Here is a 13,236-nt window from a genome sequence, read left to right as displayed (position 1 = left end):
TCTCCTCAGTCGATGCCAGTGTGTCTGGTCTGTTGTGCCGATGCGCTCAGGCGCGGGGTGTGCCTATTGATGTGTCGGCAGGGGTATCCGTATTGCGAATGAAATCGGCGGGGACCTCGGGCCCCCACAGGTACAACGAGTCTTCGGGGTCGAAGTCGCCAGCGGGCCACGTCTGATCCTTCGCGACGTAGTCGATATCGGCCGAGTACTCGCTGAACGATCCCCACGGGTCCTGCACGTAGTGGAAGTAGTTCGAGCCGAGCACGTGCCGCCCCGTGCCCCAGCCGTGGCGGTAGCCCGCCGCCGCCATCTGCGCCGCGCCGTTGCCGACGTCGTCCAGACTCGCGACGTCCCACGAGCAGTGATGCCACCCGCGCGCATGGCTTTTTGCGAACGCCACCAGATGGTGGTCACAGCCGTGCGGCGCATGCGTGAAGGCAATGAGGTCCTGCGAGCGGTCCGACAACCGTAGGCCGAGCGCGTCGCTGTAGAACGCGAGCGAGCGCAGAACGTCAGGCGTAAAGAGCAGCACATGCGACAGGCGGCGCGGCCGTACCTGCACCACGTCGTGACGGCAATGCGTACCGCGCGCACCGTTGGCACTGGCATTCAGCGTGAACGAGGGTTTCGCGTCGGGCGACGTTTTCACGCCAACACGCACGCCGATCAGATTGCCGTCGGGGTCGTGGAACCAGAAACCCGCGTCGGGTGGGGTTCCTGCGGTCTCGCCGAGCAATTCCAGCGAGGCCAGCGACGCCGGTCTGTCCGCAGGCGTCGCCCCCGCTCGCACCACCTGTGCACGCAGCGCGTCGAAGTCCTGCGCAAAGCAGTTGAATTGCAGATAGGCGAGCGACTTGCCGTCCGCCGGCAGCACGCGCGCCCAGCGATGGCCGTCCGCCGCGCGGAGCTCAAGGGCTTGACCGGGCGCGGCGGCGTCGCTCACCTCCAGACCGAAAGCGGTGAAGAAATGCTGCGCTTGTGCCAGCGACGGCACGTTGAGTGCAAAGTGATCGATCGAATGCACGGCGCGCGGCGTGCCGGGCAAGGGCGATGCAGTCATGACGTCCTCCGGGCAAAGACCTGCCGGCATCGCACGCGGTTCGCGCAATGCCGGCAGCAGGTAAGCATCAGGCGCGCGACTTGCGCAGCGTCACTTCGTCGGCAATCGCGTTGCGCAACAGGCCCACGCGCTCGATTTCGACTTCGCACACGTCGCCCTCTCGCATCAGCAGCTTCGGCGTGCGCGCCCAGCCAATGCCCGACGGCGTACCGGCCACGATCACGTCGCCCGGCTCCAGCGTGATGGCCTGACTGATGACTTCGATCAGCGTGGCGACATCGAACACCATGTCGTCGGTGCTGGCCGACTGCACGACTTCGCCGTTCAGACGCGTCTGCAACAGCAAGCCACGGGCACCTGCCGGCAATTCGTCGGCCGTCACCAGATCGGGGCCGAACGCACCCGTCGCGTCGAAGTTCTTGCCCATGGTCCATTGGGGCGTCTTGAACTGGTATTCGCGAATGGAGCCGTCGTTGAACACCGAATAGCCCGCGACGTGATCCAACGCATCTTCATGACGGATATGACGGCCGCCGCGTCCGATCACCACGGCCAACTCGCCTTCGTAATCGACGCCCTCGCTGTCGGGCACGTCCGGACGGACGATCGGTGCGTCGTGCGCGACGAGGCTCGTGTTCACACGGGTGAAGAGCGTCGGGTAGTCCGGCTGGGCGTATTGGCTCTCGGCCGAGTGGTCGCGGTAGTTCAGGCCGACGCACAGGATCTTCGGCGGGCGGCGCAACGGCGCCAGCAAGCGCACGGTGTCGGCGCTGACGTGACGCGAGGACGTATTGGCCTTGCCGAATGCGACGAGATCGACGCCGTCGGCAAGCAGGTCTTCAAGGGCAAATTCGCCAAGTACGCGGATGCTCTCGGCATCGCGCACACCGAGGCAGGACTTGCCGTCGAGTTCAAAGCTGACAAAACGCATGGTGACTCCAGATAAAGAAAGATTGAATGTGGGGAGCGATGGCCGCCGCTATGCGGACACCATCTGCCGCCGGTAGCGCAGACCGTTGGCGATCATGGCGATGCCCGCGATCACAGCGGGCACCGCGAACACGACGAACGACACCTGAACGGACGACAGGGCGGCAAGCAGCAAGCCACCGGTCATCGAGCCAATGATCGAGCCGACTCGCCCGACGCCAAGCGCCCAGCTCACACCGGTGGCACGCGCCCCGGTGGTGTAGAACCCTGCGACGAGCACGTTGGCGCCGGTCTGCGCCCCCGACAAGCCAAACCCGGCGAAGAACACGGTGACGAAAACCAGCGTCGTCGAATGCAGCGACGTGCCGATGAGTGCAATGGAGACGGCAGCGACCACGTAAGAGAACGCCAGCACGACAAACGGATTGAACCGGTCCATCAGACGCGCATTGAGCAATGACCCGAGCGTGCCGCCGATGGGCAGCATCGCGCCCACTTGTGCCGCGTGTGCCACGCCAATGCCGCTCTCGGTGAGTACCGTCGGCAGCCAGCTGCTGATCTGGTAGTAGACCCAGAGCGTGCAGAAGAACGCGAGCCACAGCAGCAGCGTGCCGGTACGGTAGTGGGCGTTGAAGAGCGTTGCCACCGGGCGCTCCGCGACGGCGTTCGTGCCATTCGCGCCATTCGCCCCTTCGGCCTGCTGGAGTTCCGCAGCGGCTTCTGCCGCAAAGGACGCTGCGCCACGTTCGCCCAGACGGGCCAACGTGCGTTGCATCTGCTTCGCGAAAGCCGGTTTGCCCGCCATAAAGCGCAGCGACTCAGGCAATTGCCACGCCACGACCGGCACCAGCACGAGCGGTGCCAACCCGCCGAAGATGAAAACGCCTTGCCAGCCGAAGTGCGGAATCAGCCACGCTGCCACATAGCCACCGCAGGCGAGTCCGAGCGTAAAGCCGCAGAACATGAGGGTGACGAGCCACGCGCGGTTGTGCGCCGGGCTGTATTCCGACGACAGCGTGATGGCGTTGGGCATAGCGCCGCCCAGTCCGGCACCGGTCAGAAACCGGAGAAAGACGAGCCAGCCGACCGAGGGCGACCACGCGCACGCGAGGCTGCCAATACCGAACAGAAACATCGAGATGAGAATGACGCGCTTGCGGCCGATACGGTCGGCGAGCGGGCCAAAGAGAAAGCTGCCGATGGTCAGGCCGAACAGGCCCGCTCCGAAGACCGGCCCCAGCTCGGCAGGGCTCAACGACCACTGACGTTTGAGCAGCGGCGCGACATAGCCGACGCTGGCCACGTCGAAGCCATCGGCCGCAACGATCAGAAAGCAGAGGAAAAGCGTGAGCCGTTGCAGGGCGGTCATGCGCTCGCGCGTCTGGCCGCGGGTAGCCGTGTCGGCACGCGTGGACGTTTGCGACGTCGAATCTACGTACATCGTTGTCTCCTGAAGGTAGCCGGAGATAAAGCCACCGGTCTGCGACTGCCAGCGTCTGTTGTTCAAGCGCTTGGCCGGCATGTCACAACTGAATGCAACTGAAAAAAGCGATTAATGAAAGTGGGGCAGCGTTTCTGTCGTTGATCGGTCAAGACTGCAAAATCGAATCCGGGGCGGCTTGTGCGGTCGCACCAACCTCATCGCGTGGGTCAAGTGCCAGACTGCGGCGAGCCGCGCTCACGAAGGCGTCGTCGAGGGCATCGCCGCGCCACGCCACGTGAAGGTCAGGGCGGATCAAGACGTAGTTGCGTTCGTAAAGTTGCTTGAGCAATGCGGTGTCGGCGAAGGTCGACACGACCACGGCAATGTCGCCAAGCACGTCGCGGGCGGCTTCCACCGCACTGGCGTCCGGTGTCTGACCGTCCACGCAAAGCAGCGTGAACTGTCGGCCCATCGCGTCGTACAGAGAACTGCCGTCGGCGAGCCACGCATGGGGGGCGCGGTGCCCGGCGCGAGCGCACGGCACGTAGAGATTGGCGTTGTCGGCGGGCGGGCTGCCCGGTTCCGCTGTCAGTAGCGGCGATGTTTCGTAACGTGTGCCCAGATGGACCCCGGGGATCACGAACTCATGGCGCGCATGAAACGCGAGGTATTCGCCGACCGCGCGCCTTGCGGCGTCGCCTTCCGGGCCTTGCTCGTAAGCTTCGCGGGGGAGGGCGACGTAGCCGATGCTGTCGGCAAAGTTGCGTGCGAATGCGGTATTGCGCTCCCCGGCGGGGCGTCGTTCGGCGTCGTAGCTCTGGGCAAGTGCTTCACCGGCACTGCCACGCACCAAGGCAACGAGCTTCCACGCCAGATTGGCCGCGTCGTCGATGCCGGTGTTGTAACCCAGCCCGCCGGTCGGCGTGAACAAGTGTGCCGCGTCGCCGCAGAGAAATACTCGTCCGACGACGAGGCGCTCCGCCACGAGGGCGTGTCCGGCCGTCCATGCGGACGAACTCTTCACTTCGAACGGAATATCGGCACCGAGCGCCTGCGCGATGCGTGAGCGCACGACATCCTCCGACGGGGTTTCGTCGTCGTGGAGCTGCACGTTCATGATGAAGTGACCCCGGCCATCTACGGCCACGATCAAGGCACGTTGCGTGGGGGCGAAGGTCCAGTATTGCCAAGCCGGCGCTTTACCGCTCGCTTCAACCAGTGTCGGCGCGTAGAAGTACACGGCCTCCATCTGTCCGCCCATGAACGATCGCTTCTCACTGGCGACACCGCCGTAGCGCAGACCCAGCGAGCGCCGCACGAAGCTGCGTGGGCCGTCGCAGCCGACGACATAGCGGGCGCGTACGCGACGCACTTGCGGCTGGCGATCCGGTGCATCTTGGGACTGCGCCAGCGTGACGACCGCCGTCACACCCTCGGCATCCTGCGCGAGGTCGGTGACCGTCGCGTCGAAATGGACGTTGCAAGTCGATTGCCGACGTGCCGCGTCGAGGAGCACCGGTTCGATATAGAGCTGCGAACATCGATGCGGCGGTTCCGGCGTGGGCCACGTGAAGCTGTGCGCCTTGGCATAAGCCACGGCGTCGCGCGACGCTGGCTGCGAAAGGCGGGCGAGTTCGTGTCCGGAAATGGTCGTGAAGTAAGCCACGTCGGGGGACTGCTCGGGCGGGAGCCCCAACTGGCGAATATGGGCCGAGACGCCGATGCGCCTGAAGTGTTCCATCGTGCGCGCGCTGTTGGCGTTCGCGGCCGGGTGCCGGCTGGTACCGGGCTTGGTGTCGAAGACTTCCACACGCAAGCCCTGTTGCCCGAGCGACGCCGCCAAAAACAATCCCACGGGGCCAGCGCCCACGATCAATACATCGCAATCCATCGCCATCGTCTCCTGATGCTCATCTTTGTCACGCCTGTCGCGACGTGTTGATGCAAAGGTACGCGGCCACAATGTATAAATCTATAAAATGAAAATCATAGAGATTATGAATTCAATGCATAGCGTGCCGATGGCATAGTGGCGGCATCACGGCGCGCAGACGCCATCAGGAGACGCGAATGGAATACCCCGATCTGAACTTTCTCTACGTCGTCGAGGCGTTGATGGCGGAACGCAGTGTGTCGCGTGCAGCGCAGCGTCTCGGGCTGACGCAACCGGCGGTGAGCCACGCGTTAGGACGGCTGCGCACGCGATTCGGCGACGATCTGTTTGTGCGCGCGGGCGCTGTCATGGCACCGACGCCAACCGGCGAACGTGTGGCGGATGGCGTTTCCCGGGCGCTGGCGTTGATCCGGCAGGACGTGTTGGAGGCGCGAGCCTTCGAGCCGACAGACACGCGGCGCACGTTTTCCGTCTGTCTGAGCGACATGGGCATGATCGTGCTGCTGCCGAGGTTGCTCGCGGCACTCGCCGAACATGCGCCGATGGCAACGCTGCGGCCGATTCAGGTGCCCGCGGCCGAGCTTGGCGCAGCCTTGCAGGACGGTGAGCTGGATCTGGCCATCGGCTATCTCGACCGGATGGGCGAGCATCTGCATCAGCAACGCCTGTTCACGCGATCACTCGTCGGTATCCGTCGCGCGGGGGAGGGCAAACGAGGCAAAGCGGGGAGGGTGCCGGCCATGGACGCCGAGACATTCATGAATACGCGCCATGTGGTGGCGGCCACGCTGGCGATGACCAACGAACTCCTCGCCAAAGAGTTGCACAAGCGTGGCACCCGGTTGAATGTGGGGGTCGAAGTGCCTTACTTGCTGGCAGTGCCCAGTCTGGTCGCGAACTCGGACTTCATCGCCGTGATTCCGAACGAACTCGCCGACCTGTTCGGCAAGATGGCCCACGTCGATGTGTTCGCATTGCCGATCGCGCTGCCGGACCTCACCGTCCGGCAGTTCTGGCATCCGCGGTTTCACAACGACGCGGCGCACCGCTGGTTTCGCAAGCTCGTCGCGGATGCCTTGCGCTGATCCCTAGTCCCTAGTCCTAGCGCCTAGTTCTAGCGCCCAGCGGACCGCAACATTCGCAGCCTGACTCTGCGACGTCGAAACAAACGTATCGTTATGCCCATTCTCATCCTGCGGCTTCCAAGCGCTCGACCGTGGGACTGCGTTACAATCCGGGCCTCGCGTCACTCGGCAACCGGCATCGCATCTGAGCCGCCGACCCTGAGACGTCTGCCAGTGGGAAACCCGGCAGGCGCCCATGAGAGAAGAACGCATGTGAGAGGAGACCGCTTGTCCCCGGGACTGTTTGATCCGGCGACTCCACACGGTTTTTTTGAAGGTGATTGATTCTCATGGATAAAACGGACAACAAGACGACGCCTGATGGCGGCCGCAAGCCCTTCTCCCGACGCAAGTTCATTGCCGCCGCCGTAGGGGCAGCCGCCGTCTGGGGCGGATACTCGTACCTGTTTGGTAGTCAGTATCGTGCCGCCAAGGCGGATCGCAAGGTTGACGTGCTGCTCATCGGCGGCGGCATCATGAGCGCAACGCTGGGTGTCTATCTGTCCGAATTGGAGCCGAACTGGACCTTCGAGGTCTTCGAGCGACTGGACAAGGTTGCCGAAGAAAGCTCGAACGGCTGGAATAACGCCGGCACCGGACACTCGGCGCTTTGTGAGCTGAACTACACCCCGATGGACGACAAGGGCAATGTTCATATCACGCAGGCCATCGGCATCAACGAGAATTTCCAGATTTCGCGCCAGTTCTGGTCGCATCAGGTGCGCAAGGGCGTGCTTGGCAACCCGCGTGAGTTCATCAACTCGACGCCGCACATGAATCTTGTCTTCGGACAGGAGAACCGCGAGTTCATCGGTAAGCGCGTTGAGGCGTTGAAGGCGTCGCCGCTGTTCGCCGGCATGGAAATGACGACCGACCCGGCGAAGATCGCCGAGTGGATTCCGATCATGATGGAGGGTCGCAAGCCGGACGAGGTGGTGACCGCCACGCGCTCGCCGCTCGGGACCGACGTGAATCTGGGCGAAATCACGCGCCAGTTCTATAAGCACCTCAGCGGCAATTCGGTCAAGGTAACGACCGGCTATGAAGTGCGCTCGATCACGCGCAACGAAGACGGCTCGTGGCGTGTGTCCGCCTTCGACGTCAACGACAGCTCGAAGATCCAGACCGTCGATGCGAAGTATTTGTTCATCGGTGCGGGCGGCGCTGCTTTGCCGCTGCTGCAACTGTCGGGCATTCCGGAAGGCAAGCAATACGGCGGTTTCCCGGTCGGTGGCGAATTCCTTGTGACGGACAAGCCCGAGATCGCCTCGCGCCATCTGGCAAAGGTCTACGGTCTTGCAGATACCGGTTCGCCCCCCATGTCGGTGCCCCATCTGGACACCCGCATGCTCGACGGCAAGAAGGTCATCCTGTTCGGGCCGTTTGCGACGTGGTCGAGCAAGTTCCTCAAGAACGGCTCGTACTTCGATCTGGCCAAGGCAACGACGCCGTCCAACGTGATTCCGCAGTTGCAGGTCGGCGCGCATGAGTTTGCGCTCGTGAAGTATCTGGCGCAGCAATTGGCGTTGTCGCAATCGCAAAAGATGGATGCGCTGCGTCACTACATGCCCGAAGCCAAGGACGAAGACTGGCGTCTGTGGGAAGCCGGTCAGCGTGTGCAGATCATCAAGAATGATCCGGTGAAGGGCGGCATTCTCAAGCTCGGCACGGAAGTCGTGGTGTCGGAAGACCGTTCGGTATCGGCGCTGCTGGGTGCGTCGCCGGGTGGCTCGACGTCGCCGGCGATCATGCTGTCGCTGCTGGAGCGTGTTTTCCCCGAGCAGATGAAAACGCCCGCATGGCAGCAAAAGATTCGTGAGATCGTGCCGAGCTACGGCAAGAAACTCAACGAAAATCCGGAGCTGCTGGCGAAGGAATGGGCGACCACGGCCGAAACGCTGCAACTCGCCATCGCATCGCCTAGCCTCGATGGGTTCGTTCCGAACACTGCGCCGGTCGCAAATCCGGGCGTGATCAAGAAAGTGCCGGATATGGCGCTGTAAGCATTTTCGTGGTGCCTGCGTAGGGCGCCAGCGGTAATGTTTTAGACAAAGGGTTACGGGTTCTCTCGTAACCCTTTGTCGTTTACGTCCTTCTTTTATGGGGTGACATCACGGTGCTGCGCACACCTCGCGCACCAATGCCCGCAGCCAGATGTGCGCTGGGTCGGCATCCATGCGTGGGTGCCACAACATCGAGACCGTCAACACCGGGGTCGCCACCGGTAGCGCGAAGGTGTGCATATCGGCGCGCAGGCTGCGCGTGTGCCGCTCGGGCACGCCCGCGATCAGGTCCGATGCGCGCGCAATCGCCAGCGCGGTAGAAAATCCGCCAACGATGGCAGCCACGCGCCGTTGCAGTTGCATGGCGTCCAGCACGTCGTCGACCGGACCGCGATCGAGGCCGCGTCGCGAGACCAGCACATGATCGCCGGCGGCATAGCGTTCCGGCGTGAGCTTGCCCCGGGTCAACGGATGGCCGAGGCGTACCACACCGACAAAGCGGTCGCGAAACAACGCCTGTGTGCGCACTTCCGGCCCAGTGTCCTTACCGATCACGCCGGTTTCCAGATCCACGATGCCGTCACGCAACGCGTTGCTTTGTTTGTCCGGCTTTTGCACGAATCGCAGCCGAACGCCGGGCGCCAGTGCCGCCGCGCGGGCAATCAGTTGCGGGCCGAAGGTTTCGACAAAGCCCTCGTTGCAGCGCAGGGTGAAACTGCGCTCCAGTGTGGCGAGGTCCACCTGTCGGGCCGGTCGCAGCACCGTGGTTGCGTCCTGCACGAGTTGGCTGACCTGATCGCGTAAGGCCAGCGCGCGCGGGGTGGGCACCAGACCACGTCCGGCACGCACGAGCAAGGGGTCGCCAGTGGTCTCACGCAGGCGGGCCAGCGCCCGGCTCATCGCGGAAGGGCTGAGTTGTAACCGCCGCGCCGCACGCGCCACGTTGCCTTCGGCCAGCAAGACGTCAAGAGTGTGCAGGAGATTGAAGTCAGGCTTTTGCATGAGGGAGGCCGGGCGCGGGGGCTCGTCATTAGATTGAGAGGTGGCGTCTGATGCATTCATAAAGTGCAAATGCTGCGTCTTCCGCCATATATTAAGCGCCGATATGCTTTGTTGCATCGTCAATATGAACAGGTACCGGCTATGCAACCCAAGACAGTCTGCGTTCCCCCTTCGACGGCATCGGGCGTTACACCCGATGCGGCCAGCACTCCCAAAACTCCCAATACTCCCGCTACGCACGTCACTGCGAACACGCGCATGGCGCTGGCGGCGTTATGCCTTTCGATGCTGATGTCTTCGCTGGACACCAGCATCGCCAACGTGAGCCTGCCGACACTGGCGCAGGTCTTCGGCGCGAGTTTTCAGGCCGTGCAGTGGGTGGTGCTGGCGTATCTGCTGGCCATCACGTCGCTGATTGTCAGCGCTGGGCGTCTGGGGGATATGGTCGGACGGCGGCGCTTGCTGTTGGGCGGCATCGGTTTGTTCACGCTGGCGTCGATCGGATGCGGTTTGGCGCCGACGCTGCCGTTGCTGATTGCGGCGCGCGCGCTGCAAGGCGTGGGCGGCGCGGTGATGATGGCGCTGACCATGGCAATGGTGGGCGCCACCGTCCCCAAGGAGCGCACCGGTAGCGCCATGGGGTTGTTGGGCACCATGTCGGCTGCCGGCACGTCGCTGGGGCCATCGCTGAGCGGTATCGTGATCGGCGCCGCCGGCTGGCGGGCGATCTTCCTGATTCAGGTGCCGTTGGGGTTGCTGGCTTGGTGGCTGGCCTATCGCTATCTGGTCAGAGACGCGCACCGCACGGCGCCACGTCCGGGGTTTGACCATGCCGGCACGCTCGTGCTGGCGTCGACGCTGACGGCCTATGCCTTGGCGATGACGCTGGGACGCGGCCATTTTGGCGGGCTCAATGTGGCCTTGCTGCTGGTGGCGCTGGCGGGTGTGGTCTTGTTTGCGGTGGTGCAGGGCAGGGCGCGGGCGCCGCTGGTGCAACTGGCTCTGCTGCGTCAACGGCCGCTCATTGCGAGCCTGATCATGAGCGCGTTGGTCGCGTGCGTGATGATGACGACCTTTGTGGTCGGTCCGTTCTATCTGTCCCATGGGTTAGGGCTGGCGGCAACGCTGGTGGGACTGACCATGTCGGTAGGACCGTTGTCGTCGGCATTTTCGGGGGTACCGGCCGGACGTCTGGTGGACCGTTTTGGCGCACAGCGTATGACGATCGTGGGCCTGAGCGGCATGTCGTTGAGTGCGGGGTTGCTGGCGTGCATGCCACTGCGTTTCGGCGTGCTGGGCTATCTCGCGCCGCTTGTGTGGATGACGATCCATTACGCGATGTTTCAGGGCGCCAACAATACGGCAGTGATGCGCCATATCGATCCGGCGCAGCGCGGCGTCGTCGCCGGCATGCTGAGCCTGTCGCGCAACCTCGGACTGATTACCGGCGTGTCGGTGATGGGCGCAGTGTTTAGCGCTGCGAGCGGCAGCGTTGCGTTGGAAACGGCTTCGGCCCAATCCATCAGCACCGGCATGCGGGTGACGTTTGCGGTGGCGGCGGTGATGTTGGTCGGGGGTTTGGTGATGGCGGTGAGGGCGAAGCGAAGGGCCATGATTTCTTGAGACCGGACCACTAGGACGCGAAGACCCCGGCTTGTGGCGCAACAGATTTCGATGTGGACGAAATCGAGAAATTCATGCTTCCGCCCGTGGCAGGAGGCCGGGTCTGCTGTGTTGGCATTCAGATTCTGCTCATATACAGCCTGCATGCCGACTTGCTAGTCTTCCGAACAACCCCGGCCGCTCGGCATCCGCGAGCTCTGGTCCCTCATATTTGACGATCAAGTCTCGTGATCTACGCCATGCCCAGTCTCGACTATCAACAACGTCTCAACCCCGGCCATCGTGACTTGGATAGTCTTCCAGAAGGCACCTGTTCGGCAGCCGAAACCGTATGGGCCTATCTGCACATCGGTGCCCCGATCCAAAGACGCGCCGACTACATCGTTGGGTTAGGGAGTTACGACACACGTGTGGCCACGTACTGCGCGACGCTCTTGCTTGAGAATTGGGCGTCCTCGATTGTCTTTTCCGGGAATTCTGGAAACTGGACACGTGACGTCTGGCATGACTCCGAAGCGCAGATTTTTTCAGACCGTGCCGTTGCTGCAGGGGTCCCGTTAGACAGAATCATCAAGGAAGAAAAATCGACGAACGTCGGTGAAAATATCGCGTTCACAAAGAAGCTGCTTTCACACGATTACCCAGTGCCCGGCACCGTGATTCTGGTTAGCAAGCCATCCTCCGAGCGGCGCGTTCTCGCAACTGCCCGTCACATTTGGCCCGAAGTCTCGTTTGCGATGTCGTCGCCCCCGATGACTTTTCGAGAGCAATACATTGGGAGTCCTCGTCCGGAAGTACTTCTTGACGAGATGGCAGGCGAAATCCACAGGTTGATTGAATACCCGAGTCGGAATTATTTCTCGCGCCAGTCAATACCCGGCGACGTGATGAATGCTTATCAACATCTCCTGGACGTTGGCTGCCGCAATCATCTATCGGCCTGACGAGCCAGCAAGTCGGCGACAAACTCTCCAATACAGACGTTGCGTCAAAGCAGGCCGCTACAGGGGACCAGCGGAGCAGGGAAAGAATAAGAGAGGGGACGACCGATCAGTTCAGGCGTGTTTAGGTTAGTTGCGCCCAAACTACCTGTTACACTGCGCCAGTTCGCGAGTCGCCTCAGCTCCAGTCATTTGTTGACCATAGCTTGTGTTGTGCAACCCACGGTCAGTATCTCAAGCGAAAGCATTGCCACGATGTAAGGACAAGCCTAACGGCCGTCAGCGTGGCGCTTGAATTCGCCCTCCAACGTTGGCCCCCAGAGGGAAAACTCACCGTGAAACGCCTCAGCCTCGCGCTCATCGTGGCGTTGCTACGCGTATTGTCCGTACTGCCGTACCCGTTGGTCGCAAGGCTCGGGATGGTTGTCGGCACAGTCCTGTATGCACTCCCGAGCCGCCGCAAGCATATCGTCCTCGTCAACCTGCGTCTTTGCTTCCCCGACAAGACCAGCGCCGAACATCAGACACTCGCCAGAACCCACTTCCGCCATGTCGTTCGCAGCTATCTCGAACGCGGCATCCAGTGGTTCGGCAGCGCCAAGTCGATTCAGAATATCGTCCAGCTCGACAGCAAAATTGATCTCGACGACCCCGACGCACCGCCCACGATCTTCATGGGATTCCACTTCGTAGGCATTGAAGTCGGTTGCATGCTCTATTCGACGCACCTCCCGGTTGCCTCGTTGTACACACGCATGTCGAGCAAAGGTTTGTGCGATCTGGCCAAAAAGCAACGCGGCCGGTTCGGTGCAGAGATGATCGAGCGCGCAACCAGCGGCAAAAAGATTGTGGCGTTGCTGCGCTCCGGCAAACCCGTCATGATCGCCGCAGACATGGATCAAGGCATCGACAACTCCGTGTTCGTCCCTTTCTTCGGTGTTCCCGCGTGTACGCTCACGGCCGTTTCGCGTCTTGCGAAACTCGGACGTGCGCGAGTGGTGCCGTTCGTGACCGAGGTGCTCCCGGACTATCAAGGGTACAAGCTGACGATTTTCGAGCCGCTCGCAGACTTCCCGTCAGAGAGTGATGAAATCGACGCGCGTCGCATGAACGCCTTTCTGGAAGAACAGGTCGTCCGGTTTCCCGAACAGTATTACTGGGTGCACCGGCGCTTCAAACATCGGCCGACGGGCATGGCCCCGGTTTATTGACTGTGGGCCCCCGGGAGTCGGGCAT

At 62.4% G+C, this 13,236-nt stretch carries 10 protein-coding genes; 5 read left to right on the top strand and 5 right to left on the bottom strand.

Going from position 1 to position 13,236, the window contains the following annotated elements:
- Positions 1 to 46: 46 nt before the first annotated feature.
- The 4 genes from PIN31009_RS11835 to PIN31009_RS11820 form a co-directional block, all read right to left on the bottom strand.
- Positions 47 to 1,060, bottom strand: a complete 1,014-nt coding sequence (locus PIN31009_RS11835; RefSeq protein ID WP_150790381.1) for a VOC family protein — start codon at positions 1,058 to 1,060, stop codon at positions 47 to 49.
- Between the two features lie 67 nt (positions 1,061 to 1,127).
- Positions 1,128 to 1,991 (bottom strand): fumarylacetoacetate hydrolase family protein, encoded by an 864-nt coding sequence (locus tag PIN31009_RS11830; protein WP_150790380.1) that lies wholly within the window; start codon positions 1,989 to 1,991, stop codon positions 1,128 to 1,130.
- A 48-nt stretch (positions 1,992 to 2,039) separates the two neighbouring features.
- Positions 2,040 to 3,431 (bottom strand): MFS transporter, encoded by a 1,392-nt coding sequence (locus tag PIN31009_RS11825; protein ID WP_246185627.1) that lies wholly within the window; start codon positions 3,429 to 3,431, stop codon positions 2,040 to 2,042.
- A gap of 148 nt (positions 3,432 to 3,579) precedes the next feature.
- Positions 3,580 to 5,304, bottom strand: a complete 1,725-nt coding sequence (locus PIN31009_RS11820; RefSeq protein ID WP_174997127.1) for an FAD-dependent monooxygenase — start codon at positions 5,302 to 5,304, stop codon at positions 3,580 to 3,582.
- Between the two features lie 179 nt (positions 5,305 to 5,483).
- Between PIN31009_RS11820 and PIN31009_RS11815 the strand changes: the two genes are divergently transcribed.
- Together PIN31009_RS11815 and mqo are read left to right on the top strand one after the other, a co-directional pair.
- Positions 5,484 to 6,392 carry a LysR family transcriptional regulator gene (locus PIN31009_RS11815; RefSeq protein ID WP_150685471.1) on the top strand — a complete coding sequence of 303 codons (909 nt, stop codon included), beginning with the start codon at positions 5,484 to 5,486 and terminating at the stop codon, positions 6,390 to 6,392.
- Between the two features lie 329 nt (positions 6,393 to 6,721).
- Entirely contained in the window at positions 6,722 to 8,434 is a 1,713-nt protein-coding gene (mqo, locus tag PIN31009_RS11810) for a malate dehydrogenase (quinone) (RefSeq protein WP_150685472.1), read from the top strand.
- Positions 8,435 to 8,542: 108 nt separating this feature from the next.
- On the opposite strand, the gene PIN31009_RS11805 is transcribed toward mqo, so the two are convergent.
- Positions 8,543 to 9,436 (bottom strand): LysR family transcriptional regulator, encoded by an 894-nt coding sequence (locus tag PIN31009_RS11805; protein WP_150790377.1) that lies wholly within the window; start codon positions 9,434 to 9,436, stop codon positions 8,543 to 8,545.
- Positions 9,437 to 9,721: 285 nt separating this feature from the next.
- Between PIN31009_RS11805 and PIN31009_RS11800 the strand changes: the two genes are divergently transcribed.
- The 3 genes from PIN31009_RS11800 to PIN31009_RS11790 all read left to right on the top strand — a co-directional run bounded on the left by PIN31009_RS11800 (position 9,722) and on the right by PIN31009_RS11790 (position 13,211).
- On the top strand, positions 9,722 to 11,059 hold the full coding sequence (locus PIN31009_RS11800; RefSeq protein ID WP_217426790.1) for an MFS transporter: 1,338 nt from the start codon (positions 9,722 to 9,724) through the stop codon (positions 11,057 to 11,059).
- A gap of 227 nt (positions 11,060 to 11,286) precedes the next feature.
- Positions 11,287 to 12,003: a YdcF family protein gene (locus PIN31009_RS11795; RefSeq protein WP_150790375.1), complete on the top strand. Its 717-nt coding sequence runs from the start codon at positions 11,287 to 11,289 to the stop codon at positions 12,001 to 12,003.
- A 332-nt stretch (positions 12,004 to 12,335) separates the two neighbouring features.
- A complete protein-coding gene (locus PIN31009_RS11790; RefSeq protein ID WP_150685475.1) occupies positions 12,336 to 13,211 on the top strand; it encodes a lipid A biosynthesis lauroyl acyltransferase in 876 nt (291 codons plus the stop codon).
- The last annotated feature ends 25 nt before the right edge of the window (positions 13,212 to 13,236 follow it).

Origin of the sequence: Pandoraea iniqua, from assembly GCF_902459685.1 — a bacterium.
GTDB classification, from domain to species: Bacteria; Pseudomonadota; Gammaproteobacteria; order Burkholderiales; family Burkholderiaceae; genus Pandoraea; species Pandoraea iniqua.
This window is presented reverse-complemented; position numbering and strand designations above follow the sequence as displayed.

What these genes read in the sequence shown, in the direction of transcription:
- PIN31009_RS11830 (WP_150790380.1), bottom strand. Translation starts at nt 1,991, where the DNA reads ATGCGTTTTGTCAGCTTTGAACTCGACGGCAAGTCCTGCCTCGGTGTG.
- PIN31009_RS11825 (WP_246185627.1), bottom strand. Translation starts at nt 3,431, where the DNA reads ATGTACGTAGATTCGACGTCGCAAACGTCCACGCGTGCCGACACGGCT.
- PIN31009_RS11800 (WP_217426790.1), top strand. Translation starts at nt 9,722, where the DNA reads ATGCTGATGTCTTCGCTGGACACCAGCATCGCCAACGTGAGCCTGCCG.
- PIN31009_RS11805 (WP_150790377.1), bottom strand. Translation starts at nt 9,436, where the DNA reads ATGCAAAAGCCTGACTTCAATCTCCTGCACACTCTTGACGTCTTGCTG.
- PIN31009_RS11815 (WP_150685471.1), top strand. Translation starts at nt 5,484, where the DNA reads ATGGAATACCCCGATCTGAACTTTCTCTACGTCGTCGAGGCGTTGATG.
- mqo (WP_150685472.1), top strand. Translation starts at nt 6,722, where the DNA reads ATGGATAAAACGGACAACAAGACGACGCCTGATGGCGGCCGCAAGCCC.
- PIN31009_RS11835 (WP_150790381.1), bottom strand. Translation starts at nt 1,060, where the DNA reads ATGACTGCATCGCCCTTGCCCGGCACGCCGCGCGCCGTGCATTCGATC.
- PIN31009_RS11820 (WP_174997127.1), bottom strand. Translation starts at nt 5,304, where the DNA reads ATGGATTGCGATGTATTGATCGTGGGCGCTGGCCCCGTGGGATTGTTT.